At 57.5% G+C, this 26,024-nt stretch carries 21 protein-coding genes; 10 read left to right on the top strand and 11 right to left on the bottom strand.

The window, feature by feature from the left end:
* Positions 1–261 precede the first annotated feature (261 nt).
* Positions 262–3,411 carry an efflux RND transporter permease subunit gene (locus tag WBR25_RS14370; protein ID WP_429102330.1) on the bottom strand — a complete coding sequence of 1,050 codons (3,150 nt, stop codon included), beginning with the start codon at positions 3,409–3,411 and terminating at the stop codon, positions 262–264.
* Between the two features lie 17 nt (positions 3,412–3,428).
* A complete protein-coding gene (locus tag WBR25_RS14375; RefSeq protein WP_100646408.1) occupies positions 3,429–4,622 on the bottom strand; it encodes an efflux RND transporter periplasmic adaptor subunit in 1,194 nt (397 codons plus the stop codon).
* Positions 4,623–4,762: 140 nt separating this feature from the next.
* Between WBR25_RS14375 and WBR25_RS14380 the strand changes: the two genes are divergently transcribed.
* The 6 genes from WBR25_RS14380 to WBR25_RS14405 all read left to right on the top strand — a co-directional run bounded on the left by WBR25_RS14380 (position 4,763) and on the right by WBR25_RS14405 (position 8,769).
* Positions 4,763–5,401, top strand: coding sequence for a TetR family transcriptional regulator (locus WBR25_RS14380; protein ID WP_005359187.1), 639 nt, complete (start codon positions 4,763–4,765; stop codon positions 5,399–5,401).
* A 105-nt stretch (positions 5,402–5,506) separates the two neighbouring features.
* Positions 5,507–6,058: a hypothetical protein gene (locus WBR25_RS14385; protein ID WP_479748389.1), complete on the top strand. Its 552-nt coding sequence runs from the start codon at positions 5,507–5,509 to the stop codon at positions 6,056–6,058.
* Between the two features lie 192 nt (positions 6,059–6,250).
* Positions 6,251–7,432, top strand: a complete 1,182-nt coding sequence (locus WBR25_RS14390; RefSeq protein WP_005359180.1) for a dicarboxylate/amino acid:cation symporter — start codon at positions 6,251–6,253, stop codon at positions 7,430–7,432.
* A gap of 225 nt (positions 7,433–7,657) precedes the next feature.
* Positions 7,658–7,972 (top strand): DUF134 domain-containing protein, encoded by a 315-nt coding sequence (locus tag WBR25_RS14395; RefSeq protein WP_069527472.1) that lies wholly within the window; start codon positions 7,658–7,660, stop codon positions 7,970–7,972.
* Positions 7,969–8,541: a NifB/NifX family molybdenum-iron cluster-binding protein gene (locus tag WBR25_RS14400; protein WP_445980996.1), complete on the top strand. Its 573-nt coding sequence runs from the start codon at positions 7,969–7,971 to the stop codon at positions 8,539–8,541. Before WBR25_RS14395 ends, WBR25_RS14400 begins: the two co-directional genes overlap by 4 nt.
* Before the next feature lie 42 nt (positions 8,542–8,583).
* Complete coding sequence (locus WBR25_RS14405; protein WP_005338109.1) at positions 8,584–8,769, top strand: hypothetical protein; 186 nt, start codon at positions 8,584–8,586, stop codon at positions 8,767–8,769.
* A gap of 166 nt (positions 8,770–8,935) precedes the next feature.
* On the opposite strand, the gene WBR25_RS14410 is transcribed toward WBR25_RS14405, so the two are convergent.
* Entirely contained in the window at positions 8,936–10,060 is a 1,125-nt protein-coding gene (locus WBR25_RS14410; protein ID WP_479748392.1) for an HD domain-containing phosphohydrolase, read from the bottom strand.
* 292 nt (positions 10,061–10,352) lie between these two features.
* Between WBR25_RS14410 and rimO the strand changes: the two genes are divergently transcribed.
* Positions 10,353–11,681: a 30S ribosomal protein S12 methylthiotransferase RimO gene (gene rimO / locus WBR25_RS14415; protein ID WP_069527475.1), complete on the top strand. Its 1,329-nt coding sequence runs from the start codon at positions 10,353–10,355 to the stop codon at positions 11,679–11,681.
* A gap of 80 nt (positions 11,682–11,761) precedes the next feature.
* Here rimO and WBR25_RS14420 read toward each other — a convergent pair whose 3' ends face one another.
* Entirely contained in the window at positions 11,762–12,343 is a 582-nt protein-coding gene (locus tag WBR25_RS14420) for a DUF1349 domain-containing protein (protein WP_479748393.1), read from the bottom strand.
* 222 nt (positions 12,344–12,565) lie between these two features.
* Positions 12,566–12,943, bottom strand: coding sequence for a hypothetical protein (locus tag WBR25_RS14425; protein WP_005338113.1), 378 nt, complete (start codon positions 12,941–12,943; stop codon positions 12,566–12,568).
* Positions 12,944–13,559: 616 nt separating this feature from the next.
* Between WBR25_RS14425 and WBR25_RS14430 the strand changes: the two genes are divergently transcribed.
* Together WBR25_RS14430 and WBR25_RS14435 are read left to right on the top strand one after the other, a co-directional pair.
* Positions 13,560–14,933 carry a DUF3696 domain-containing protein gene (locus WBR25_RS14430; protein ID WP_479748394.1) on the top strand — a complete coding sequence of 458 codons (1,374 nt, stop codon included), beginning with the start codon at positions 13,560–13,562 and terminating at the stop codon, positions 14,931–14,933.
* 2 nt (positions 14,934–14,935) lie between these two features.
* Positions 14,936–15,904 carry a hypothetical protein gene (locus WBR25_RS14435; protein WP_479748395.1) on the top strand — a complete coding sequence of 323 codons (969 nt, stop codon included), beginning with the start codon at positions 14,936–14,938 and terminating at the stop codon, positions 15,902–15,904.
* Positions 15,905–16,163: 259 nt separating this feature from the next.
* Here the strand turns inward: WBR25_RS14435 and thrC are convergent, their stop codons facing one another.
* From thrC to WBR25_RS14455, 4 genes are all read right to left on the bottom strand, one after another.
* Positions 16,164–17,438: a threonine synthase gene (gene thrC / locus WBR25_RS14440; protein ID WP_479748396.1), complete on the bottom strand. Its 1,275-nt coding sequence runs from the start codon at positions 17,436–17,438 to the stop codon at positions 16,164–16,166.
* On the bottom strand, positions 17,435–18,445 hold the full coding sequence (thrB, locus tag WBR25_RS14445; protein WP_479748397.1) for a homoserine kinase: 1,011 nt from the start codon (positions 18,443–18,445) through the stop codon (positions 17,435–17,437). The genes thrC and thrB overlap by 4 nt, the downstream gene beginning before the upstream one ends.
* A gap of 2 nt (positions 18,446–18,447) precedes the next feature.
* Positions 18,448–20,907: a bifunctional aspartate kinase/homoserine dehydrogenase I gene (gene thrA / locus WBR25_RS14450; protein ID WP_479748399.1), complete on the bottom strand. Its 2,460-nt coding sequence runs from the start codon at positions 20,905–20,907 to the stop codon at positions 18,448–18,450.
* A 250-nt stretch (positions 20,908–21,157) separates the two neighbouring features.
* Positions 21,158–21,865 carry a tRNA/rRNA methyltransferase gene (locus tag WBR25_RS14455; RefSeq protein ID WP_371177553.1) on the bottom strand — a complete coding sequence of 236 codons (708 nt, stop codon included), beginning with the start codon at positions 21,863–21,865 and terminating at the stop codon, positions 21,158–21,160.
* Positions 21,866–22,071: 206 nt separating this feature from the next.
* Between WBR25_RS14455 and aceK the strand changes: the two genes are divergently transcribed.
* Positions 22,072–23,799 carry a bifunctional isocitrate dehydrogenase kinase/phosphatase gene (gene aceK, locus WBR25_RS14460; protein WP_101531469.1) on the top strand — a complete coding sequence of 576 codons (1,728 nt, stop codon included), beginning with the start codon at positions 22,072–22,074 and terminating at the stop codon, positions 23,797–23,799.
* Between the two features lie 79 nt (positions 23,800–23,878).
* Here aceK and tesB read toward each other — a convergent pair whose 3' ends face one another.
* Both tesB and rluB read right to left on the bottom strand, forming a co-directional pair.
* The gene (gene tesB, locus WBR25_RS14465; RefSeq protein ID WP_019445657.1) at positions 23,879–24,745 is read right to left on the bottom strand and encodes an acyl-CoA thioesterase II; all 867 of its coding nucleotides are present in this window, start codon (positions 24,743–24,745) and stop codon (positions 23,879–23,881) included.
* Positions 24,746–24,976: 231 nt separating this feature from the next.
* Entirely contained in the window at positions 24,977–25,900 is a 924-nt protein-coding gene (gene rluB, locus WBR25_RS14470; RefSeq protein ID WP_005347347.1) for a 23S rRNA pseudouridine(2605) synthase RluB, read from the bottom strand.
* Positions 25,901–26,024 lie beyond the last annotated feature (124 nt).

A 26,024-nucleotide genomic window follows, 5' to 3' on the forward strand; every position in this document is an offset into this window, starting at 1 on the left:
TAGGGAATTCTATCCCGTTTTTCCCAAGGATGAACAGTTGAAAGTAATTCGTGATGGGTGCAACTTGAGGCTCATCACAACCTCAAGAGCGCGAAACGCCTACTCATACCTCGCATTTTCAATTACAACCACGCAATCTTTGCTTACATTTTTCACAAAAAACAGGGCAACCCATGGGGTTGCCCTGTTTGATTGTCAGCCAGACCAAAGCTGACTGGCGATTTATTGAACTCTGTTCAAATTAGCTAAACCTGCATGCCATCAGTCACCTTTTGACTCAACCGCTGCAGCCATGCGCGCCTCTTTACTCTTGTGGCTAGTGAAGTAACGCATCACCAATACGAAGAAGAGGGGTACGAAGAAGATGGCCAGTACGGTAGCGCTGATCATCCCCCCCATCACGCCGGTACCGATGGCGTTGCGGCTGCTGGCACCTGCGCCGGAGCTGATCACCAGCGGCAGCACCCCGAGGATAAAGGCGAGCGAGGTCATCAGGATCGGACGCAGACGCAGGCGTGCCGCCTCCACCACCGCCTCACCCAAGCTCATCCCCTTGTCGTAGAGCTCTTTGGCAAATTCCACGATCAAAATCGCGTTTTTTGCCGACAAGCCGATGGTGGTGAGCAGACCAACCTGGAAGTAGACGTCGTTCTCCAATCCGCGAAGGGTGGCAGCCACAATGGCCCCCAGAACCCCGAGCGGTACTACCAGCATCACCGAGAACGGAATGCTCCAGCTCTCGTAGAGGGCTGCCAGACAGAGGAACACCACCAACAAGGAGATGGCGTAGAGCGCAGGTGCCTGTGAACCGGCCTGACGCTCCTGGAAGGAGAGCCCGGTCCACTCGATACCCACCCCTTCCGGTAGCTGTTTCACCATCTGCTCGATGGCGGCCATCGCATCACCGGTACTCTTGCCGGGCGCCGCCTCACCGACGATCTCCATCGCCGGTACGCCATTGTAACGCTCCAGACGAGGCGAGCCGAAGCTCCACTCGGTGCTGGCAAAAGCGGAGAAGGGCACCATCTGACCAGCACTGTTGCGCACATACCAGAGTTTCAGGTCTTCCGGGTTCATCCGGAAGGGGGCATCTGCCTGCATGTAGACCTTCTTGATCCGGCCACGGTCAACGAAGTCATTGACGTAGGACGAGCCCCAGGCGGTGGCCAGGGTGTTGTTGATATCCGCGATGGATAGCCCCTGCGCCAGCGCCTTCTCGTAGTCGATCTTGATATCGAGCTGCGGCGTATCTTCCATCCCGTTCGGACGTACCCGTACCAGAGTGGGATCCTGCGCCGCCATGCCGAGCAGCTGGTTGCGTGCCGCCATCAGCTTGTCGTGACCGATACCGCCGCGATCCTGCAGGAAGAAGTCAAAACCGGTCGCCGTCCCCAGCTCCGGGATAGGAGGCAGGTTAAAGGCGAACACTTGCGCTTCCTTGATGCTGAACAGATAGCCCATGGCGCGGCCGATAATGGCATTGGCGCTGCGATCCGGGCTCTTGCGCTCGCTCCAGTCCTTGAGCTTGATAAAGGCCATCCCCGCATTCTGGCCACTACCGGCGAAGCTGAAGCCAGATACGGTCAGTACGGAGTCAACGTTATCCTTCTCGTTTTTCAGGAAGTAGTCGCGCATGTCCGCCAGCACCACCCCGGTACGCTGCTTGGTGGCCCCCACCGGCAGTTGCACCATGGACATGATGACTCCCTGATCCTCTTCCGGCAGGAAGGAGGTGGGCATTCGCATAAAGAGCACGGCCAACACCGCCAGCATGGCGCCGTAGATCAGGCTGTAGCGCACACCCTGCTTGATCACCTTGCGCACGCCGCTCTGATAGCGATTGGTACCCGCATCAAAGGCGCGGTTGAACCAGCCAAAGAAGCCGCGCTTGGCCCCAAACTCGCCATGTTTCATCGGCTTGAGCAGGGTGGCACATAGCGCCGGAGTCAGGATCAACGCCACCAGCACCGACAGCACCATGGCCGAGACGATGGTCAATGAGAACTGGCGATAGATGGCACCGGTCGAGCCGCCGAAGAAAGCCATCGGCACGAACACGGCGGAGAGCACCAACGCGATCCCCACCAGCGCGCCGGTGATCTGGGTCATCGACTTGCGGGTCGCTTCCAGCGGGGAGAGATCCTCCTCGCTCATCAGACGCTCCACGTTCTCCACCACCACGATGGCGTCATCCACCAGCAGGCCGATGGCCAGCACCATACCGAACATGGTGAGGGTGTTGATGGAGAAGCCGAACGCCGCCATCACCCCGAAGGTACCGAGCAGCACCACAGGCACCGCGATGGTCGGGATCAGGGTGGCGCGGAAGTTCTGCAAGAACAGATACATGACGCAGAACACCAGGAAGATCGCCTCGATCAGGGTCTGCACCACCTCCTCGATGGAGATCTTCACAAACGGCGTGGTGTCGTAGGGGTAGACGATCTCCATGTTGGCCGGGAAGTAATCCGACAGCTCATTGAGCTTGGCACGCACCTTCTCGGCGGTATCCAGCGCGTTGGCGCCGGTAGCCAGCTTGATGGCGACCGCGGCGGTAGACTGACCGTTGTAGAGCGCATCGGCGTCATAGCTTTCGCCCGCCAGCTCGACCCGGGCCACATCTTTCAGCCGTACCTTGGAGCCATCCAGATTCACCCGCAGCAGGATGTCGTTGAACTGCTCCACGGTAGAGAGACGGGTCTGCCCCATGATGGTGGCGGTGAACTGCTGATCTTCCACCGATGGTGTGCCACCCAGCTTGCCGAACGCCACCTGGGCGTTCTGCGCCTTGATGGCCGCCTGCACATCCCCCGGGGTCATCTGCACCCGGTTGAGCTTGTTGGGATCGAGCCAGACCCGCATGGAGTACTGGCTGCCGAACAAGGTGATATCCCCTACCCCGTCCAGACGGCTCAGGGGCTCCTTGATATTGGAGACCACATAGTCCGCCAGATCGTCGTTGTTCATCGAGCCATCGCTGGAGATGAAGGCCGCGACCATCAGGAAGCTGCTGGAGGTCTTCTGCACCCTGATCCCCTGCTGCTGCACCTCTTGCGGCAGCAGCGACATCGCCTGCTGCAGCTTGTTCTGCACCTGCACCTGGGCAATATCGGGATCGGTCCCCGGCTGGAAGGTGAGGGTCACCGACACCCGCCCCGCGGAGTCAGATTGGGAAGACATGTAGAGCAGGTGATCCAGCCCGGTCATGTTCTGTTCGATGATCTGGGTCACCGAGTCTTCCACCGTTTTGGCGGATGCGCCCGGATAGCTGGCAGAAATACCGACAGCGGGCGGCGCAATACTCGGATACTGGGCGACCGGCAATTTGATGATGGCCAGGCTACCCGCCAGCATGATCACCAGCGCGATCACCCAGGCAAAAATGGGTCTGTCTATAAAAAATCGAGCCATGAAGCGACTACTCCATCCTACTTGTTGGCCGGGGTGTTGGACGCAGCTTGAGCAGACGCTGCATCAGCACCCTGCTCGGCGGGATTGACCACGGCGCCCGGTCGTACTTTCTGCAAGCCAGCCACGATCACCCGCTCGCCGGAGGTGAGCCCTGACTCCACCACCCAGTTGCTGCCGACGACCCGGCTCAGTTGCACGTTGCGCAGCTCCACCTTGTTGTCAGCGGTTACCACCATCACGGTGGCGCCGCCGTTGGGAGTGCGAGTCACGGCAGTTTGCGGCACCAGCAGCCCTTGCGCCCGCTCGCCCTCTTGCAGGGTGGCGCGCATAAACATGCCGGGCAGCAGCAGCTGATGAGGGTTGGGCACAATCACCCGCAGGGTCACCATGCCGGAGGTTTCATCCACGGTCACATCGGAGAACTGCAGCGAGCCCTCTTCGCCATAAGTGGAGCCATCTTCCAGCTGGAAGGTCACCTTGGCCCCTTTCTGCTCGTCCTGGGTCAGCTTGCCCTCGGCGACCAGTCGCTTGAGGCGCAGCAGATCGGCGGTGGACTGACGCACATCCACATACATGGGATCGAGCTGCTGAATGGCGGTCAGGCTGTCAGCCTGCTGGGCAGTCACCAGCGCCCCCTCGGTCACCGCGGATTTACCGATGCGGCCACTGATGGGGGCGGTGATGCGGGTGTAACCGAGATTGATCTCGGCAGTACGCAAAGCCGCCTTGCTTGCCATGATCTCCGCCTTGGCCTGCTTCCAGCTGGCGTCGGCGTCGTCATAGTCCTGACGGCTGATGGATTTGACCTTGAGCAGCTCCTGATAGCGCTGCGCCTTGAGGCGGGCACTCTGCTCGTTGGCCTCTGCCTTGGCCAGATTGGCCTTGGCGCTGGCAACCGCCGCCTGATAAACAGCTGGATCGATCTGATAGAGCAGGTCGCCCGCCTTCACATCGCTTCCCTCGGTAAAGAGGCGCTTGAGGATGATGCCGCTCACCTGCGGACGCACTTCGGCAACCCGCAACGGGGCGCTGCGGCCGGTCAATTCGGTGGTCAACATCAGCGGACCGCTCTGCAGGGTCACCACGTTGACCGCCGCGGGCGGCATGCCGCCCTGTCCCTGGGGTGCGCCCCCCTTGTCACCACAACCTGCCAGCAAGCCTGTAGCCAGCAAGGCAAGACCAACTGAACGAGCAAGAATATGTTTATGCATGAAACACCTGAGCCTTTGCCAGTCAATGAACAATCAGGGTCGCATGGGCCCTGTTGGTAAATAGTCGAAAGATGAGGCAATATACATACATTCATAAATGTATGTAAGTGACTTTTTGCTTGCATGAGGCACAAATTTCGATGGCCAGACGAACCAAAGAAGAGGCGCAGCAAACACGCTGCCACATCATGAGCACGGCGCTGGATCTGTTCTGCTCTCAGGGCCTGGCCAAGACCAGCCTGACCGACATCGCCAGAGCGGCAGACCTGACCCGCGGGGCCATCTATTGGCACTTCAAGAACAAGGATGAACTCTTCATTTCGCTCTGGCAGGAGCTCTGCAGCCCCCTCGCCCACCAGCTCGATGCCTGCCTCAATCCAGATGAGCCGGATCCGCTCGGGCAACTTCGCCTCTTCTTCGAAGGGGTACTCCACAGCTTCATTCACAATCCGGCACAGCGGCAGATGTTCACCATCCTGTTCAATCTCGAATCGCTGGAGGGGGAAGCCATCTCACTGCGCGAGCATATCCGCAGCCAGTCCGCCAACTTCTTTCGAGACCTGGAGACCACCCTGGCCAATGCGGTACGGCGGGGCCAACTGCCCGCCAACCTCAACCTGCAGCGCGCCGCCACCCTGCTCCACTGCACTCTGGATGGCTACATCATCAACTGGCTCCACTTTCCGGGGCGGATCGACCTGCAGGGCGAATCCGCCTTTATGATAGAGAGCATGTTCACCATGCTGGCCCAGCCCCACGGGCCTGCCTGCGGCCGCTAATCAGCTCCGGCAACGTCCTCACATCCAAATCGGGGACTGACCGCACGTTTTGGCAGTCAGGCCCCGATTTGTTACCCTGTGTGCCCCCTGCTTGAGGTAACCCCTGTGCCACACTCTGACGCCATCCCCGCTTCCCGGCTATTTAACGACCAGCACGCCCACGTTCGAGCTGCCTTTGTGGCGCGCCTCAAACCCGGCGCTCACCTGCTCAATGGTCAGTGCGGTATGGGGGAGGATCTCTGCTGGCTGCGTGCAGAAGGGTATGTGGTCACTGCCTGTGAAGCTGTGCTGGCCGACGCCAAAGTCGCCTCGCAGCAATCCGGACAAGCAGTGCGGGTCTGCCCGCTGGCGAAGATGCACTCGGTGCTCCCTTACGATGGCATCTGGCTAAGCCGCCCGCTTGATGGCGACGTGTCCACCCTTGTCCACCTGTTGCAACCGCTGGCGACCCTGCTCAAAGCGGGCGCTCCGCTCTGCTTCCCCCTGCCCCCAAGCGGCAAGATAAGTCACCATCAGCTACAGCAACTGGTCACTACATCCGGGATAACACTGCAACTGGCGCCGATGGACGCCGTATCAGCCAGTACGTCAGATTCCTCAAGTCAAAACGCCACCCAGTACGTCATGTTGCTGCGTGGCGATCATCAGGCCACCTAACGGGCTAATTCATCACGGATTTTCCCGTTCAACGCCAAGCCGACAGCTAGTCGGCGATCTTGGCTTTCGACAATATTTAACTCGGCGTTAACGCAGAAAAGGCAGACATAACACGGCTTACGTGTTAAAAAGTGTGATTAATATCAAAATTTAATAACAAAACAGACAATACAACCAACTCCGGATTTCCTTATGAAACTTGTCCTGAAACTCATTGCTGGCATCCTTGCCGGTCTCTTGCTCGGTCTCTACGCCCCTGAGTGGGTGGCGCGCGTGCTGTTTACGGCCAAGACAGTGATAGGTCAGCTGATCACCTTCACCATTCCGCTCATCATTCTGTTCTTTATCATGAGCGGTATCGCCAGCCTGCCGAAAAACTCCGGCAAGCTGCTGGGCAAAACCGTGGCCCTCTCCTACTGCTCCACCATTCTTGCTGGGCTGTTCGCCTTTACCGTGGCGAGCCACCTGATCCCGCAGTTCACCACCGCTGCCGAGCCCACCACGGCCACGGCTATCAAACTCGCCTCCTACGTCAATCTGGAGATCCCGCCGCTGTTTGGCGTGATGTCGGCACTGGCCGCCGCCTTCGTGTTCGGTATTGGCATCAGCGCCACCCAGGCCACCGATCTGCGCCGGGTCGCCGATCAGGGTCGTGACATCATCGACCGCCTGCTGGCCAAGGTGATCATTCCGCTGCTGCCGTTCTACATCGCTGGCGTCTTTGTCGAGATGACGGTTGAAGGCACCGTATTCGCTACCCTGAAAACCTTCGGCGTGGTGCTGGTGATGGCGATCCTGATGCACTGGATCTGGCTCTCCGTACTGTTCGTGGGTACCGGTCTGGCCCTTGGCCGCTCACCGGCCCAGCTGATCAAGAACATGCTGCCCGCCTACTTCACCGCGCTGGGGACCATGTCGAGCGCTGCCACCATTCCGGTCGCCCTGCAATCGAGCAAGAACAACGGCGTGAGCGACGGTATCGCCAACTTTACTGTGCCGCTGTGCGCCACCATTCACCTCTGTGGCTCCACCATTACCCTGGTCACCTGCGCCACCGCGGTGATGTTCCTCTCCGAGCATCTGGCCATTCCGGGCATCGAAACCATGCTCCCCTTCATCATGATGCTGGGGGTGATCATGATCGCCGCACCGGGCGCGCCGGGTGGTGGCGTGATGTCGGCGCTGGGCCTGCTCACCTCCATGCTCGGCTTTGGTGAAGCCTCCATCGCCCTGATGATCGCCCTCTATCTGGCGCAAGACAGCTTCGGCACCGCCTGCAACGTCACCGGTGACGGCGTGATTGCCCTGTGGGCGGATCGCTTCGCCAACGGTAGCGAGAGCGCAGCCCCCGTGGCCGAGGCCGAACAGGCGTAAGCGCGTCGGGAAGGCAACCGCCATCCTCTGCAAAACCGCAGGCCCGAACCATGTTCGGGCCTGCGTCGTTTCTGCCACCTTCACAGTGTTTGTGCGTATTCCTCCTCCCCCTCTTTACCCCCCCTCTGCCGTAAACAGCACTCGCGCTGCCCGCTGCATCAGACAAAATTATTGGCATATGCTACATATGAGCGTATAAATGGCTTATGCCAATTAGGAGCCACCATGCCAAGACCCAAGATTGCCCGCCAGATCTGTGGCCGCCCCGCCAACAGCTGCTTCAAACCCAACGGCCGCCCCATGCATCAGCTGGAACAGGTCACGCTGGCCCCTGACGAGTTCGAGGCACTGCGCCTCGTCGACCTTCAAGGAATGCAGCAGCAGGAGGCCGCCCTGGTGATGGGGGTCTCCCGCCAGACCCTGGCCAATATCCTGAAAAAAGGGCGCTACAAGGTGGTGGAGTGTCTGAGTCTGGGCAAAGCATTGATGATGCAACCCGCCGAGCCCGACCACCCAACCAGTGGAGAAGAGCCGAAATGAATCCTGTCACAAACATCCCCTGCAAAAGCGCCCTGATGCTGAGTCAGGGGTTGCTGGCTGGCCACTTTACCCGTGCCGAGCAGCTGCAAATTCTTAACCCCGAAGGGAACGTCATCGCCACCCTGCCCAATCCGGCCGCAGCCGAAGGCTGCCACGGCAAGCAAGCGCTGCTAGACGCCCTTGCCCATCATCAGGTGGGTCAGGTGGTGGTGCGCAATATCGGCGAACGAATGCTGGGGCGCCTGCTGGCGGCCAATATCCGGGTGCTGCAGTGCCGCTCTGCCCGCCTGCCGCTGCCCGCGCTGCTGGCCCCCGCCAATCTGCAACCTCTTACCGCGGCCAGTCAGGGGCGTCCATCTCGCCGTCATCAGAGCAAGGCGACTATCCGTGCCATCCAGCCCGTCGGCGCAGGCTCGAGTCATGGCCATTGTCACGGTGGTTGCAACAGTGGCTCCGATCACTGTTGCGCCAGTAGTGGCCATCAGGCAGAGAGCTCACGACAAGGCCATACTTGTTGCCACGGCAGTGAAGGCGCCAACCAGCAGGGTGGTTGCTGCCATCATCACTGATGCCATCGCTGTGCATGTCATCACCATCAAGGAGAAGAGATCATGTCCATCTGGTTGTTGAGCCTGCTCGCCTCGTTCGTGCTGATCCTGGCCATGGGCACCATCATCTGGTGGCGCCAATATCAGCTTGCCCAGAAACGAGAAGATAAAGAGGTGCGCCCCTGTGGCTGCTCCAGCGCCTGCGCGGATCACCTCTACCAGATCAGCGAGCCGACGCCCAAAAAGTAACCTGACCGCAGCCGCCATAGCCGCAGATACAAGGTCGGCAAAATAAGGGCGCGTGGAATCGAGAGGCGCATAAAAGAGAGGGGGCACCTGCTGGTGCCCCCTCTCTTGTTACGCTTTCCATTCATGCATGAGCCTCCATATTGCCCCTTAAGCTCATCACACACGCTCAACCCGGCTCGGCGCCGCTGGCCGGCACACTCGCAGAGCAGGCCGGATCCTGATACTGCTGATAGATGGCATAAAACTCGGCCTTGTTGTGCAGGGCAGCGGCGACACAGGCGGGATCAAACTGGCTGCCGGCATGTTCTTCCAGATAGGCAAACGCCGTCTCGAATGGCCAGGCCTTCTTGTAGGGGCGCTCGCTGGTCAGGGCATCAAACACGTCGGCCACCGTCACGATGCGCGCCGCCAGCGGGATCGCCTCCCCCGCCAGCCCCAGCGGATAGCCGGTCCCGTCAAAGCGCTCGTGATGGCTGGCGATGATATTGGTCAGCATATCGGTGTGATGAATGCCATCGAGACCAAACTCGTTGATCATCAGGCTGATCATCTCCCGCCCCTTGCCGGGGTGAATCTTCATGATCTCGAACTCTTCCGGGGTCAGCTTGCCCGGCTTGAGCAAAATGGCATCCGGCACCGCGATCTTGCCGATGTCGTGCAGCTCGGAGAAGAGGTAGATAAACTCCACCTCCTCATCGCTCAGCCCGCAAGTCGGGGCCAGCGTCTTGGCAATCAACCGGGAGTAGGCAGACATCCGGTGCAAATGGTTGGCGGTCTCCTCATCCCGATAACGGCTGAACTCCCGCGCCGTGGTCAGCGCCCCGCCAAGGGTCTGGATGGAGAAAAACTCCACCGCAATGATGGCCGAGAGCGCCTGGGCATAGGCCGACAGCTCGCTTCGGATCGGCTCCTCGAAGTATCCCGGCTCCATGGCATCGCAAAACAGAAAACCAAACAGCTTGCTGTTGAACAGCAGCGGCTCGGTATAGCTGGAGGCATAACCTGCCTCCAGCACCTTGCGGCTGTGCTCCGACGCCGAGCCACGCAGGGCATCGAGATTGCCGAGCACCCGGGGCTGCTTGTGCTCCGCCAGATAACTCAGGGAGGGGACATCGCTCAGCTTCACCTCATATTGCACCAGCGGCGAGGGCCCCTCTGTGCTGTGGGCAAAGGTCTTGAGCTGATCGGTATGGGGATCGTAAATCGCGATGGCCACCCGACTCAGCTTGTCAAAGCGCTGCCTGAGGGTGGCGTGTACGCTCTGCATTTTTTCGCCAAATGAACTTTCCATCGCCTTCTCCAACGGGACCCCGTGATGGAAGTATAGTGACTCCCTTTGACGCTCTCCCCGCCACAGCAGCAAAATTGACAGAAAAATCAACAAAGCAGCATCCCCACAACAAGCCCGCACGGCAGAGGCAATAGCCCTACCAAGGGCGCGCCATCACCGGCTGCTGGTGCGGCCCAATCTTGCCTGGTCGGAGATATTGTTCGGTTCTGCCATGCTGGCTGTATAGTTTTTGGTTAACCATTCCGGTAAAATCCGCGCCCTTAAAGAAGAGCCACCTAAGAGTGATTGAGCGATGTCCAACACAAAACAGGCCCCCAAAGTAGGATTCGTCTCCTTGGGTTGCCCCAAAAACCTGGTCGATTCAGAACGCATCCTGACCCAGCTGCGTACCGAAGGGTACGATGTGGTGCCCAGCTATGACGATGCCGAGCTGGTCGTCGTCAACACCTGCGGCTTTATCGACAGCGCGGTGCAAGAGTCGCTGGAAGCGATCGGCGAAGCGCTGGCTGAGAACGGCAAGGTGATCGTCACCGGTTGCCTCGGCGCCAAAGAGAATCAGATCCGCGAGATCCACCCCAAGGTGCTCGAGATCACCGGCCCCCACGCCTATGAAGAGGTACTGGGCCACGTCCACAAATATGTGGAGAAGCCGCAGCACAACCCCTTCACCAGTCTGGTACCGGCCCACGGCGTCAAGCTGACCCCGCGCCACTACGCCTATCTGAAGATTTCCGAGGGCTGCAACCACCGCTGCACCTTCTGCATCATCCCCTCCATGCGTGGGGATCTGGTGAGCCGCCCCATCGGCGACGTGCTGGCCGAAGCCAAGCGCCTGAAAGAGGCGGGCGTGAAGGAGCTGCTGGTGATCTCCCAGGACACCTCCGCCTACGGCGTCGATGTGAAGCACCGCACCGGTTTCTACGACGGCATGCCGGTCAAGACCAGCATGGTTGCCCTGTGCGAAGAGCTGGCCAAGCTCGATATCTGGGTACGTCTGCACTACGTCTACCCCTACCCGCACGTAGATGACGTCATCCCGCTGATGCGCGATGGCAAGATCCTGCCCTACCTCGACATCCCGCTGCAGCACGCCAGCCCGCGTATCCTCAAACTGATGAAGCGTCCGGGTACGGTTGAGCGCACCCTGGAGCGGATCCAGAAGTGGCGCGAGATCTGCCCGCAGATCACCCTGCGCTCCACCTTTATCGTCGGCTTCCCGGGCGAGACCGAGGAAGATTTCCAGATGTTGCTGGACTTTATCGACAAGGCAGAGCTGGATCGCGTCGGCTGCTTCAAATACAGCCCGGTCGAAGGGGCGCTGGCCAACGAGCTGCCGGATCCGGTACCGGAAGAGATTCAGGAAGAGCGCTTCCAGCGCTTTATGGAGCTGCAACAGCAGGTCTCCATCCGCAAACTGGCCCGCAAAGTGGGTCAGGAGATGACCGTCATCATCGACGAGGTGGATGAAGAGGGTGCCACTGGCCGCTCCTTCGCCGATGCGCCGGAGATCGACGGTCTGGTCTACCTCAACGGCGAAACCGGCCTCAAGCCGGGGGACATGGTCAAGGTGCGGATCGACGAATCCGACGAATATGACCTGTGGGCCAGCCTGATCAGCTAATTGAGGCTCTAACAGCCAAATGGAAAAAGCGCCTGCGGGCGCTTTTTTATTGGCTCAATGTCGCAGGCAAAACCGCTGGCCTAGCTCAAATCATGGAGCGCCTTGCCAAGGGGCGGCGTGAGGCGCAAATCAGAGAAGTGCACCGCCAGCCCCTGCCGCTCCGGTGTGCAGCACATCACCCCGATAAAGCAACTTTCGCTTGGCGGAAACGGGGCTAGACGCAGCAGCGGCCACACCTTGCCATCGGTGGAGTATTGCAAACGCAGGCAATCGGCCAGCCGGGTCAGCCGCAGCCAGAAGCGGCGCGGATTACCGCTGAAAATACCGGTGGCCCAATCAGATCGCGGATTGGTCAGCACGCTGCCGATCATCGGCTGGGCATCGTTGTACTCGATCCCCGCTTTCAGCCAGTGCGCCTCGTCTAGTAGCAGCATCAGCCCCGCCTGATCGTAGAGGGTGGTGAACTCCCCCTCGACGCAGACCTGAAAGGTAAACTCCCCCGCCACCTCGCAACCATAGAGATGGCCGCTGTGGCGCTCGAAGCCATACCAGGTACTGCGCCAAAAATCGGTCTGCTGGTCCGTGACTACCTGCAAACCGTCGTCTGTCTGGTGCCACTCGGCCGGTTCATTGAGCCAACGCCACGCCGTCACTTCCATCATCCTGCTCTGCTCCTTTTTATCCCGCATAATTCCGCACAAATGCAGCTCGCCAACCCCTCGTCCGGTCACGGCAGGTCATGGTTGCGCCACTGCGGAACCCAAAAAGGAGTCAATAGTGTCGCTATTGCCGCCCCGATACAAGGTTTGTGCGTTGCGCCATCAGTGCGCCCAAAAGCGCGGGGGCCTGATGGCCCCCGCAAACACACCGGATGAGAAGATGCCTTACTTGGCGGCGCTATCCTTCACGCACTTCTGGACAAAGCTGTTCTTGGCAGCGCCAGCCAGCTTCTTGTCGGCCGCCGCCTTTTCGCACTTGGCCGCCGGATCCACCGCCGCGCCCGTCTTCACGCACTTCTGGATAAAGCTGTTCTTGGCCGCTCCGGCCAGTTTCTTGTCGGCCGCCGCCTTCTCGCACTCGCCGGTTGCGGCGCCAGCGGCATCTTTCACGCACTTGCCGACAAAGCTGGTCTTGGCGGCGCCGTTAAGCTTTTTGGCCGCGGCCTGCGCCTCGCACTGCAACTGGGCTGCGTCGTTGGCAAAGACCGGATTGGCCAGCAGCACGCTGCCGCAGAGCAGGCCGAACAGGATGGTACGCTTCATGGGAGATAACCTCTCTATCTGGTGATGTGTTTGCATGGTCATATTTGCATGACGATGTGTTGCAAATGGCTGTGATTGCAACAGCTGATTGTTGCCGCAGATCCCCCGCCTCGCCAGCTTGGGAGACGGGGCACAGGGCAACCAGCGCCCGCACTATAGCGCCGATTGCCCATGCAGGATTGTCCCCGCAAGGCCTTCTCCAACAGCAAGCCCGCCCCCTACCTTCCCGCCACATCCGCCAACCCCAATAAAATCAAGGGCCATGGGAATCCGGTGCCCACTCAGTTCGATTTGTTGAGCCAGCGCAAAAAATCAGTCATTACTGACACTTACGTCACTTTTTGACTGGTATGGCCAGATTCGATTGGCTTAACATAGCCATCCGGTGCCTATTCATCTGTGATGGGCTGCTGCCCTCGCTGGTTAATGGAGCATTTTGGAAGCTGTAATCCACGGGCGGTAGCGTGGACTTTGAACTGTGATTGATGCCATTCGTAGGTTGGCGTTGATCGCAGCGAAGCCCGACATATGAGATTTAAATATAAATATTTTAAATTTCGTACAAAAAACCCCATTCATATCTATAAATACAATAACTTAGCCTTGGTCGTTAAATATGTTTAAAAGCATCACTATAGAAAATTTCAAATCATTTAAAGATGAGCAGAAAATAAATCTAGCCCCAATAACTCTACTCTATGGACCAAACTCTTCAGGTAAAAGCTCAATTATTCAGATGCTAATGCTAACAAGAGAAACATTAAAAAGTAGAACTTTACATGCAGCCCCTGTATTTTCAAGTGACAATCTTGACCTAGGTTCATACAGCACTGTAGTACATAAACATGATTTAGATAAAGACATTCATGTAACCATTGAATACAATAGTACAATCGATGCTCAAGAACATATTTTAAAGACATCTAACAAACCCATCTTTGGAAATCATGACATAAGAAAATTAGATTTAACTTACTCTTCTTACGAGGATAAAAATCGCAGCATTGATTATTTGAGCTCATTATCATTTTCTTGTTGCCAGAACCGAAGTCAACATGAACTAGTAAGTTTCATCATAAAAAACAGAAAGGAAAAGCGATTCGGTTTAGAACGTGAATCTACATTTTACATCGACAACGATGGTCAGGATAAATTAAGGAAATTCATTTACTCTAGAATAAGCAAAACTAATAGCAGCATATCAGAAAGCCAACTAATAAGAGCTCTATCTGAGGATTTGAATCTATCTCCTGATATAAACTTACCAATTTACTCAATTTTCCAAGATGGTGGAGAGCACCTTAACTATATATTTAGCCAGATATTTTCAGAGAGTAAATTTAAACTTGATGATATAAAATATCTAGGTCCTCTAAGAAGTCCCCCGAAAAGATTTTATAGCAGTATTAATGACGGAGAAAAAAACATTGCTTTGAAATTAAGTTCAGACAATGGTTATTTAATAGAAAAAATAAATTTCTGGTTCGATAAGTTTGAAATACCTTACACGTTAAGTGTCGAAGAAATAGGTAATTCTGTCACAGGCAGAATACTATCAATACAGCTGATTGATCGACGTACTGAAACGATTGTAACCCCTGCTGATGTAGGCTTTGGGATTGGACAGGTTTTACCTATAATAATAGAATCGGTAGTAAATAAAAACGCCACCATTTGCGTTGAACAACCCGAAATCCATCTACATCCACGATTACAAGCTCATTTGGCAGATCTATTTATTGAATCAATAAAAAATAAAAATCAATGGATAATTGAGACTCACAGTGAGGCACTATTGCTTCGCCTTCAACGAAGGATAAGAAATAAGAGCAATGAAATAAATAATGAATCAGTTATTGTTTCCTATGTTAACTGTGATAAGTCAGGAGCTAGAGTCACAGAGTTAAAAATGGACAGCGATGGAGATTTCCTTGTCCACTGGCCTGATGGATTCTTTGAAGAGCGATTGGTTGAGCAATTTGGTAAATAATCATGATAAATGACTTTCATTTCAGCCATACCTTTTTAACCTGTGATTCATTGAATGTATCCATTGTAAGTCATTCTATAATTGAAACTTGGCAAAACTATGGGTGTTTAATTTCCCCGGAAGGAGAAATTGAATCATACAAAGAATGGCTTGACTACATTGATCCTAAGTTAAGTGCTCAATGGAAAACAGCATTCACATATTTTCTACAAAAAAACATGTTAAAAGAATATAAGCCTGTATCAGGCTTTGCCGATGCTCAAGGCTGTATGGATTATTTAAAAACATTAATGATACCAACTATAGTTATTAATCAACTGGAACTCAACAAATTAGAACTAAATAATGGAAGACACACTGTTAATGAATTTGTGGAAATTGTTAACATTAATAACCTGAATGAGTCACAATATTTTGAAAAGTCTCGCTCCTTATCCCACCAAGGAATCCCAGAAGGAGATGACATTAATGTGGTATGGAACGAGAGATTTGCACCAATAGCCAGAAACACAAAAAAAATAACTGTTATTGATAGATATTTGTTTGAAAACTTTGAACGCGACCTACCAAAAAAGAAGCCTGCCATAGAAAAATTCATTGAACTTCTGAGCCAATGTGATGGGACATTCGCAATAACCATATATTCAGTTGGAGGGAATAAGTTTAGTGATATATATAATACAATAACTACCTATATAGATCGCACTCTTTCAAAAAAGGCATTTTACAAGAAATCAATATCATTACTTGAGATTAATTCATGTGATGAAGAAATTTTTAAGAGAAAGGCTCATGATCGATATATCCAGTTTGATGCTTTTACTATTAGGCTAGGTTCCGGAATGTCTATTTTTAGAGATTATCCAATAAGTGCATGTTCATTTGATTTTTATAGGTATACACATGAGAACTTATTTAACTCAGCCTTATCTAGCATGAGTGGGAACAGATTGTGGCGATATAATGCTTAGAAATCCAGCCGCCTTATGAGGATAATATGAAAACCTTACTTTTCTGAGCGAGACATTCCACAGCTGACTCATAATTTAGTTCCTATCCAATCAATATTGCCGTTCAATCCAAAACCCAGCAAGAAACTCGAAAGAGTGGGACGCAAACAGCAGCTCGAACTTGAGCCACCTGTCCCAATCCAGAAAAACAAAAATCCCCCGATATCGGGGGATTTTTTATGGCTGCTATTCAACACCCGGCTATCTTGCTTAACCAGTCTTACTCAACCAAAAACGCCCTTAACCGGGCAAACTCCGCTGGCAAATTAACGGAGAGCAGCGGCAGCTCGGCGTGTTTGGCGAGCGGGCCGGGCAGCGGCACATCGAGATGCAGGATCTCATCCACCGACTCCTTGAACTTGGCGGGATGGGCGGTGCAGAGGAACACCCCCACTTCATCCTCGGCCAGCTGTTCCCCCAGCAGATCCCAGGCAATGGCGCCGTGGGGCTCGCACAGATAATCCTGCTGGTGCAGGCGTTTAAGGGCAGCGCGGGTCTGGGCGTCGTCACGCATACCAGAACCCAGGGTCTCCAGCGCCCAACCCTTGCGACGGCACAGCTCTTCTACCCGTGGCCAGTTGTTGGGGCGGCTGACATCCATGGCGTTCGACAGGGTTGCCACTGTCTGGTACGGCTCCCACTGACCGGTTTTGAGGTAGCGCGGCACAGTGTCGTTGGCGTTGGTGGCAGCGATAAAGCGCTTCACCGGCAGCCCCAGCGCCTTGGCGATGAGACCTGCGGTGAGGTTGCCAAAGTTGCCGGACGGCACGCTGATCACCGCCTTCGAGCGGTCAGCTTTCGGCAACTGGGCCACCGCCTCGAAGTAGTAGCAAACCTGCGCCAGCAGACGGCTGATATTGATGGAGTTGGCGGAGTTGAGGCCAATGGCCTTTTTCAGCGCCTCGTCGTCAAAGGCCTGTTTTACCAGCGCCTGACAGGCATCGAAGTCGCCGTCGATGGCGATGGTGCGGATATTGCCGCCGAGGGTGCAGAAGAGCTTCTCCTGCAAGGGGCTTATCTTGCCCTTCGGGTAGAGGATCACCACCTCGATCCCCTCCAGCCCGTAGAAGGCGTGGGCCACGGCGGCACCGGTGTCGCCGGAGGTGGCGGTGAGGATAGTGATTTTGTCGTTGGTTCTAAAGGCCGCGAGGCACTGGGCCATAAAGCGGCCGCCGAAGTCCTTGAACGCCAGGGTCGGGCCGTGGAACAGCTCGAGGGCATAGGTGCCATCCTTGAGTTTCACCAGCGGCGCCGGGAAGGTGAAGGCGGCATTGATTAGCTCGCTCACTTTCGCGGCGGGCACTTCGTCCCCCAGCAGGTGGCTGATGATGCGGGCGGAGCGTTCGGCCAGCGGCAGATCCAGCAGGGCATCCACATCGGCGAGCGGTTCGAGTTGTTCGGGGAAGAAGAGCCCCTGTTCGCGACCCAAGCCCTGACGCACCGCCTGCGCGAAGCTCACCTGTTCGCTGTTGTCCTTGATGTTGTAGAGATTCATAGCTCGCTTCCTGTTACCCGTGCCCCGGCCATGTCCAGTTTGCAGACCCGGGCAAATCCATCTTCGTTCTGCACAAAATGTGCTTCCATCCAATCCTTCATCCGCTCGGCCTGCGCCAGATCCTTCATCACCACAAACACGGTGGGACCGGAGCCGGAGATGCCGGTAGCCAGCGCCCCGTTCTGGGCCGCCTGCGCCCGCACCTCGGCAAAGCCTTCGATCAGCGCCGCGCGGTAGGGCTCGGCAATCACGTCTTTCAGTACGCTCGCCGCCAGCCCCTCCTGCCCGGTGTAGCTGGCGTGGACAAAGGCAGCCAAGCGGCGGCCATAGGTGAGGCAATCCTGACGGCGATATTGGGCCGGCAGAATGGCGCGGGCGGCGGCGGTCGAAACCACGGTACCCGGATAGCAGACCACCCAGTACCACTGATCGAACACCGGAATGCCCTGACTGATAACGCCGTGCTCTTCCAGCACCAGCTGCATGCCGCCGAGATAACAGGGGGCCACGTTGTCGTAGTGAACGGAGCCGGAGATCTTGCCCTCCATCTCCCCCATCAGCAGCAGCATGTCGTGCTCATCAAGCGGCTCGCCGTGGAAGGCGTTGAGTCCTTCAAGGGCCGCCACCACGCTGCATGCGCTGGAACCCAGACCCGAGCCCACCGGCAGGTTCTTCTCCAGCACCATTTCGAGGGGCTTGAGTTTAAGGCCCCGCTTCTCCAGCGCCTCGCCATAGGCGACCCAGCAGTCATGGAGGATATTCTTTTTCGGATCGTCCGGCAGCTTGTGGGCGTAGCGGCCCACGGATGAAAGCGCAAAAGGCACGTCAGCCGATTTTACCTGCACCCGATCGCCGAGCAGAGAGCCATCCACGGGGGCGAGCGCCGCCCCCAGTACATCGAATCCCACGCTCAGGTTGGCGCTGGAGGCGGGGGCGTAGGCAACCACACTTCTGTCATTACCCATGGCGCCTTCCGTTATATAAGAGGGGTACATGTCTGAACTCATGCTTACAGCTCCTGCTTCCAGTTCTGGGTGCGCAGCACGTCGGCAAAGACGCCAGCGGCAGTCACTTCGGTACCGGCGCCATAGCCGCGCAGCACCAGCGGGATCGGCTGGTAGTAGGTGGAGAAGAAGGCGAGCGCGTTCTCCCCGTCTTTGACCTTGAACAGCGGCTCGTCGCCACCGACCGCCTTGATGGCGACCTTGCACTTGCCACCCTCGATGGAACCCACATAGCGCAGCACCTTGCCTTCACGCTGGGCCGCGGCGAACTGGTCGCGGAACCAGCTGTCCGCCTCCGGCAGGCGGGCCATAAAGGCTTCCACATCGCCACTCACATCAAAGCCGGGTGGCAGCGCCTGTTCGACTTCGACATCGGAGAGCTCCAGCGCCATGCCGGCTTCGCGAGCCAGAATGAGCAGCTTGCGCGCCACATCCATGCCGTTGAGATCGTCGCGGGGATCCGGCTCGGTAAAGCCGTTACTGCGGGCAATCTTGGTGGCTTCAGAGAAGGCCATCCCTTCATCCAGCTTGCCGAAGATAAAGGAGAGTGAACCGGACAGAATGCCGTCGAAGGCACGCAGCTTGTCACCAGCCTTGATGAGGTTCTGCAGGTTCTCGATAACCGGCAGACCAGCCCCCACGTTGGTTTCATAGAGGAACTTGCGGCGAGTCTGGCGGGCGGTGCGGCGCAGCGCCTTGTAGTAATCGAGCGAACCGGTGTTGGCCTTCTTGTTCGGGGTGACCACATGGAAACCGGCGGCGAGGAAGTCGGCATACTGGACGGCCACCGCCTCGGAGGAAGTGCAGTCGACGATCACCGGGTTGATGATGTGGCTATCTTCCACCAGCTTTTTCACCCCTTCCAGCGAGAAGCTGTCGCGGGCTTCCGCCAGCTGTTCGCGCCAGTTGGCGAGGTTCAGGCCATCCTTGTTGACCGCCATCTGGCGACTGTTGGCGATGCCGACCACACGCAGGCCAGTGCCTTGCTCGGCCAGTACCGGTTGCTGGCGGGCAATCTGATCCACCAGCGCGGCACCGACGCCACCGACCCCGACCACAAACAGATCGATAAACTGCTGGCTGCCAAAGAAGTTCTGGTGACACGCCTTGATGGCTTCCGCCACCTTGCGATCCCGTACCACCGCCGAGATGGAGCGCTCGCTCGACCCCTGCGCAATGGCGACGATATTGATGGAGGCTTGCGCCAGCGAGGTGAAGAAGCGGGCCGCCATCCCCTTGCTAGTGCGCATGCCGTCACCGATGAGGGAGATGATCGCCAGATCGCTGATGATATCCAGCGGCTCCAGCAGCTGGTTTTTGAATTCCAGCTCGAACTCGCGCTCCAGCACCTTGCGGGTCTTCTCGCTGTCGTAGCTGTGGATACAGAAGCTGACGCTGTACTCGGAAGATGACTGGGTGATCAGCACAATGCTGACCCCGGCGCGGGAGACGGCGGAGAAGATGCGACCGGCCATGCCGACCATCCCCTTCATGCCGGGACCGGAGACGTTGAACATGCACATGCCGGACAAGTCGGAGATGGCCTTCACTTTCAGGTCATCGTCGCCGCTCTCGGGGCCGATCAGGGTGCCCGGCCCCTGCGGGTTGAAGCTGTTCTTGATGAGGCAGGGAATGTGGAACTGGGCCACCGGCGCGATGGTTTTCGGGTGCAGCACCTTGGCGCCGAAGTAGGAGAGCTCCATCGCCTCCTTGTAGGAGAGGGTTTTCAGCAGGTAGGCATCCGGCACCAGACGGGGGTCACAGCTGTAGCAGCCTTCGACATCGGTCCAGATCTCGCAGCACTCGGCATCGACACAGGCGGCCAGCACGGCGGCGCTGTAGTCGGAGCCGTTACGGCCCAGCAGCACGGTCTCGCCCTTGTCGCTGCCACCGGTAAAGCCCGGCATCAGGTAGAGGCAGTCGCTACGCAGCCCCTTGGCGGCAAAGCGCAGGCGGGAGGCTTCGATATCGACATGGGCTTCCAGATAGCCGCCATCGGTCACCAGCAACTCTTCCGGCACGATCAGCTCCAGATCCAGACCGCGCACCCGCAGCAGCTCGTGCATAAAGGCGATGGAGAGGTTCTCGCCACGGCTCAGAATGCGTGCCTGCACGTTGTCCGGGCAGAGGCCCAGCAGACGGATGCCCTGCATCAGGCGCTCAACCTGATCCAGCTCGGCGGTGAGACGGGCCAACAGCGCCTTGTCATCGAGCGCCGGATAGGCCGCCTTCAACCCGGCCAGCAGGCGGGAGAAGATACCGTTGACTTCAAACAGGGTGGAACTGGCATCCATGCCGCGGCTGGTCTGTTCCACCAGCGCCACCAGATGATTGGTCACCTTGGCAGGTGCAGAGAGCACCAGGGCTACCTGAGATTGGCCGTGGGTGTTGACCGCGATATCGGCCACCCGTAAAAAACGCTCTGCATCGGCCAGTGAAGACCCGCCAAATTTCAACACTCTCATCGCTTTCTCTCCCTGTAAATCTATGAAATTCAATCTAAAAACCAATCCAACAAAAAGGCCCGTACTGGGTGGGTACGGGCCTTTTCTGATTTCTGTGCTTGTTCGTCAGCGCATCAACCGGCCCCAGTGCCACCTGTGGTGGTACCGGTAATAATGGTGGTGGTGATGACGTTGATGAATAACTGCATGACGAACACTCGTTGACGAAGCTGGCTTTTAGCAATACCGCGGCGGGCGCTGGGCTGTCAACTTAAACCTCTTTGCCAAGTTTGCGCGCAAGGTCTTTGCAGAGCAGGTGGAGCATGTTCAAATCCCGCTGCGGCAGCATGGGCACCCGGTCCATCACCCATTGATGCAGTTTTTCATCCTGCGAAACTCCGAGTTCACCAAGTAATTCTGCTGTTTTGCTTTTCAGCACCCGAACCTGCCCGGCGTTATCAAAATTTTCTGCTACCGCAGCGCCGCCGTCGGCGTTCAGCTCATCCATCAGCTGACTCATCTCGTAGGCGTAGAGCATGATCGCCTGCCCCAGATTGAGGGACGGGTAGCTCACCTTGAGGGGCAGATAGCTGATGAGATCGACCTCGGCCAGCTGCTCGTTGGAAAGCCCCGACTCCTCGCAGCCAAACACGATGGCCACCTTGTTGAGTGAAGGCTTGCTGCGGATCTGCTCGCGGATCTCCCCCGGGGTGAGGTAGTGCTGGTAGCGACCGCGCTCACGGGCAGTGGTGGCGATCACCAGATCCATGTCCGCCAGCGCCTCGGACAGGGTGTCAAACGCCTCGGCCTGGGTCAGGATCTCCTGGGCGCCGTGGGCCACCCAGCTCGCCTCCTCCTCTTCGTGTACCCGGCTCGCCACCAGTCGCATGGCATCGAATCCCATGGTTTTCATGGCGCGGGCCGCCGCCCCCACGTTCGCAGGACGGGCAGGTGCCACCAGGACAAAATAGAGCTTCATCAGGTTTCCTCACAGGCCGGACGGCCTCTCAAACAGACAGCAAACAGTCGCTAAACCATCACCAAAACAGGGGCGCAATCTACCGTTTATCCCCGAAAATTGCCACTTGAACAGACGTTTGAATGTTGCGATAGTGGCCAGACGTGTGAACAAATTACACCCAATCCTTCGCGCTATCGGCCCGACAGATCACAAGGAAGAGAGAGATGCAGCAGCCATTGGAACAGGCCGTCGCCGAGACTATCTTGCAACGCTTCGAGTCGTTTTACAGCCGGTTTCTCGAGATAACCCAGGGCAGCAAGAGCCGCTTCGAGAACAGTGACTGGCTGGGGGTGCAGCTCGCCGGGCGCGAGCGTATTCGCCTCTATGACCACCATGTGGGGGCCACCGCCAGCTCCATCCGTCAGATGATGGGGGAGCACCACGCCACCCAGGAGCTGCTCAAGCGGGTCAAGAGCGCCTTCAGCGATCTGCTGCCCCGTTGTGACAACTTCGAGGTGGCGGAGTCCTTCTTCAACTCCGTCTATCGGCGGATCTTTCGCCATCGCAATATCCGCGACGAGAACCTCTATATCCACCCCTTTGTCAGCCGTGGCGAAAAACCGGACCTGAGCGCCCTGCTGCGCATCTATCGCACCGATCTCGCCCACCTGCCGCAGACCTTGAGCCAGCTTTTGGGGGATTACAGCTTCACCCTTCCCTACGAGGACAAGCAACGGGATATTGTCGACATCCACCGCCATCTTGCGGAGAACGGCCCACAAATACTCCATGATGAGCCGTTTGCCATCGAGCTGCTCAAAGAGGTGTTCTACCGCAACAAAGGGGCCTATCTGGTGGGGCTGATCCGGGTAAAAGATCAGGTCTTCCCCTTTATCCTGCCCCTGCTCAGCACCGGCCACAGCATCTATGTGGACACGGTGATCTTCGAGCCGGATCTCGCCTCCATCGTGTTTGGTTTCGCCCGCGCCTACTTTATGGTCTATGCCCGCGAACCGGCGCTGTTTGTCGCCTTCCTGCGCCAGATCATGCCCCACAAGCCCGATTACGAGATCTACAACGCCATCGGCTGCCAGAAGCATGGCAAGACCGAGCTCTATCGCCACTACCGCCACCATCTGGCCCAGAGTCGGGATCAGTTCATCATCGCGCCGGGCATCAAGGGGATGGTGATGAGCGTGTTCACCCTCCCCTCCTACGATGTGGTGTTCAAGGTGATAAAAGACGAGTTCACTCCCCCGAAGGATGTGAGCCACGAGCAGGTAAAGGCAAAATACCGGCTGGTTAAACAGCACGACCGGGTTGGCCGCATGGCCGATACCCAGGAGTTCACCAACTTCGAGTTTCCCCTCGATCGCATCTCGCCCGAGCTGCTTGCCGAGCTCAAGACGGTGGCACCGTCGGCGCTCACCATCAGCGACGACAAGCTGGTGATCAAGCACCTCTACACCGAGCGCAAGATGATCCCCCTCAACCTCTATCTGGACAAGGCGGACGAGCAGCAGACCCGCCTCGCGCTGGAGGAGTACGGCAACGCCATCAAGCAGCTGGCGGCGGCCAACATCTTCCCGGGGGACATGCTGTTCAAGAACTTTGGCGTCACCCGCCACGGCCGGGTGGTCTTCTACGACTACGACGAGATCTGCTACATGACGGAGTGCAACTTCCGCCAGATCCCGCCGCCTCGCTACCCCGAGGATGAGTGGAGCGCCGAGCCCTGGTACTCGGTGGCCCCCAACGACATCTTCCCCGAGGAGTTCGCCACCTTCCTGCTGCAAAAGCCACAGGTGCGCGAGATCATGCTGCAACTGCACAAGGAGATGTTCGACGCCAACTACTGGAAGATGCTGCAGAGCAACATCAAGGTGGGGGTGTTCGAGGATGTCTATCCCTACCGGCGCAAGAAGCGCTTCAAGTACCAGCGCGGCGGCTGATCCCGCAGCGCCCGCCCACATCGCAGCAACGAAAACGGGGTGGCCCAAGCCACCCCGTTTTGCTATCCGCTTTGAGGCCTTAACTGCCGCGACGGCGGATCACCCCCTCCTGCATGGTGCTCGCCACCAGCATGCCATCACGGGTAAAGAACTGGCCGCGCACCAGACCGCGACCGCTGCTGGCGCTCGGGCTGTCTACCACGTAGAGCAGCCAGTCGTCGAAGCGGAAATCCCGGTGGAACCACATGGAGTGATCGATGGTGGCCACCTGCATATCCGGCTCCCAGTACGACACCCCGTGCGGCTGCAGCGAGGTGAGCAGGAAGTTGAAGTCGGAGGCGTAGGCCAGCAGGTATTTGTGCACCCGCAGATCGTCCGGCATCTGACCGTTAGCCTTGAACCAGACGTGACGCACCGGATCCTGCACCGTCGGGCGAATAGGGTCGACCAGGGTCACCGGACGCATCTCGATGGGCTGCTCGCAGAGGATCTTGTCGCGCAGAGAGGCCGGGATCAGGTTCTCGTAGGGACGCACCAGCTCCAGCTCGCTCTTGAGCTCCTCCGGCGGGGTGATGCCGGTGGGCATCTGCGCCTGATGCTCGAAGCCGTCGGCCGGCACCTGAAACGAGGCGTTGAGATAGAAGATGGGCTTGCCGCCCTGAATCGCCTTGACCCGGCGGGTGGAGACGGTCTGACCGTCGCGAATATTCTCCACGTCGTAGACGATGGGACGGGTCACATCCCCCGGACGCAGGAAGTAGGAGTGAAAACTGTGAACCTGACGGCCGGTCTCGACCGTCTGCTTGGCGGCTGACAAGGCCTGCCCCATTACCTGTCCACCAAACACGGCCCGCAGACCGAGATCCTGGCTCTGGCCCCGAAACAGGCCCTCCTCGATTTTTTCCAGCGCCAGCAACGCCAGCAGCTCATCAAGTACCTTGCTCATCGTTCACTCCTCTATCAGAGCCGCACAGGCTAACAAGCTCACCGGAGCAGAGCAACCGCAGCGGCGAGTCTGCGGGCAAGCAGACGACAGAAATGCCCCTCAACGTCTCACCAGCCACCCTTTTGCCAGCCAGGGGGGTTGATACAAAAAGGCCCGCACCTGTTGGTGCGGGCCTTTGCTTGGCCGACTGTGCGCTATTTGACGGCACACAGTTCGCAACGGGTTGTCGGCTTACTTGCTGCCGGTGCCGGAGTTGCGGGTAGAGGCTTGCGGCTTGCGACGGGCGGTGGTGGCGCGGGCACGCGGCTCTTTGCCCTGCATCTCTTTGTGACGCTGCACAGCGCGACGGATCTGGGCGGCCTGCTTGTGACGGCTGGTTTTGCCATCCTGCTGCAGATCGACCTTGGATTCGGTCTCCGGCGGCAGGTTGACCAGACCGCGCAGGTAGTTCACTTCCGGTAGTTTCAGCTCTTGCCAGCCGCCGCGCGGGATGCCGCGGTCCAGCTTGACGTCGCCGTAGCGGATCCGCATCAGGCGGCTCACCTGCACTTCCTGGGATTCCCACAGGCGGCGCACTTCACGGTTGCGTCCTTCGGTCAGGGTAACGTTGAACCACTGGTTCAGACCCTCACCGCCAGCCGGTTTGATCTTGTTGAACTTGGCGGTGCCATCTTCCAGCTGCACGCCCTTGCGCAGACGCTGCAGCATGGCTTCGGTAATTTCGCCAAAGACACGTACCGCGTATTCCCGCTCCACTTCGTGGCTCGGGTGCATCAAACGGTTGGCCAGCTCACCGTCGGTGGTGAACAGCAACAGACCGGAGGTGTTGACGTCGAGACGGCCGACCGCGATCCAGCGGGCACCTTCCATCTTGGGCAGACGATCAAACACGGTGGGACGACCTTCCGGATCGTGACGGGTACACATCTCCCCTTCCGGCTTGTGGTAAGCCAGTACGCGGCAGATCACTTCCTCTGCGGCACGGGTCTTGACCTGGTGACCATCCACCCGGATCACGGCGTTCACTTCGACGCGATCCCCCAGTGTGGCGACCTTGCCATCCACACTGACCCGACCTGCGGTGATCAGGGCCTCCATCTCACGACGGGAGCCGTGACCCGCGCGGGCCAACACTTTTTGCAGTTTTTCACTCATCGGGGTTACCTGATTGTTGATCGCTGCCCACTGGTAAAAGGGGCAACGGGGTTAACTGTAACAAACGCCGGTTGGAGCACTCGCCACAGTTGAAAAATGTATATCTCGGTGACATTGGCACACT

Source organism: Aeromonas sp. MTB, from assembly GCF_056632455.1.

Coding starts and splice junctions, on each gene's coding strand:
- WBR25_RS14370 (WP_429102330.1), bottom strand. CDS start 3,411: ATGGCTCGATTTTTTATAGACAGACCCATTTTTGCCTGGGTGATCGCG.
- WBR25_RS14375 (WP_100646408.1), bottom strand. CDS start 4,622: ATGCATAAACATATTCTTGCTCGTTCAGTTGGTCTTGCCTTGCTGGCT.
- WBR25_RS14380 (WP_005359187.1), top strand. CDS start 4,763: ATGGCCAGACGAACCAAAGAAGAGGCGCAGCAAACACGCTGCCACATC.
- WBR25_RS14390 (WP_005359180.1), top strand. CDS start 6,251: ATGAAACTTGTCCTGAAACTCATTGCTGGCATCCTTGCCGGTCTCTTG.
- WBR25_RS14395 (WP_069527472.1), top strand. CDS start 7,658: ATGCCAAGACCCAAGATTGCCCGCCAGATCTGTGGCCGCCCCGCCAAC.
- WBR25_RS14400 (WP_445980996.1), top strand. CDS start 7,969: ATGAATCCTGTCACAAACATCCCCTGCAAAAGCGCCCTGATGCTGAGT.
- WBR25_RS14405 (WP_005338109.1), top strand. CDS start 8,584: ATGTCCATCTGGTTGTTGAGCCTGCTCGCCTCGTTCGTGCTGATCCTG.
- WBR25_RS14410 (WP_479748392.1), bottom strand. CDS start 10,060: ATGGAAAGTTCATTTGGCGAAAAAATGCAGAGCGTACACGCCACCCTC.
- rimO (WP_069527475.1), top strand. CDS start 10,353: ATGTCCAACACAAAACAGGCCCCCAAAGTAGGATTCGTCTCCTTGGGT.
- WBR25_RS14420 (WP_479748393.1), bottom strand. CDS start 12,343: ATGATGGAAGTGACGGCGTGGCGTTGGCTCAATGAACCGGCCGAGTGG.
- WBR25_RS14425 (WP_005338113.1), bottom strand. CDS start 12,943: ATGAAGCGTACCATCCTGTTCGGCCTGCTCTGCGGCAGCGTGCTGCTG.
- WBR25_RS14430 (WP_479748394.1), top strand. CDS start 13,560: ATGTTTAAAAGCATCACTATAGAAAATTTCAAATCATTTAAAGATGAG.
- WBR25_RS14435 (WP_479748395.1), top strand. CDS start 14,936: ATGATAAATGACTTTCATTTCAGCCATACCTTTTTAACCTGTGATTCA.
- thrC (WP_479748396.1), bottom strand. CDS start 17,438: ATGAATCTCTACAACATCAAGGACAACAGCGAACAGGTGAGCTTCGCG.
- thrB (WP_479748397.1), bottom strand. CDS start 18,445: ATGAGTTCAGACATGTACCCCTCTTATATAACGGAAGGCGCCATGGGT.
- thrA (WP_479748399.1), bottom strand. CDS start 20,907: ATGAGAGTGTTGAAATTTGGCGGGTCTTCACTGGCCGATGCAGAGCGT.
- WBR25_RS14455 (WP_371177553.1), bottom strand. CDS start 21,865: ATGAAGCTCTATTTTGTCCTGGTGGCACCTGCCCGTCCTGCGAACGTG.
- aceK (WP_101531469.1), top strand. CDS start 22,072: ATGCAGCAGCCATTGGAACAGGCCGTCGCCGAGACTATCTTGCAACGC.
- tesB (WP_019445657.1), bottom strand. CDS start 24,745: ATGAGCAAGGTACTTGATGAGCTGCTGGCGTTGCTGGCGCTGGAAAAA.
- rluB (WP_005347347.1), bottom strand. CDS start 25,900: ATGAGTGAAAAACTGCAAAAAGTGTTGGCCCGCGCGGGTCACGGCTCC.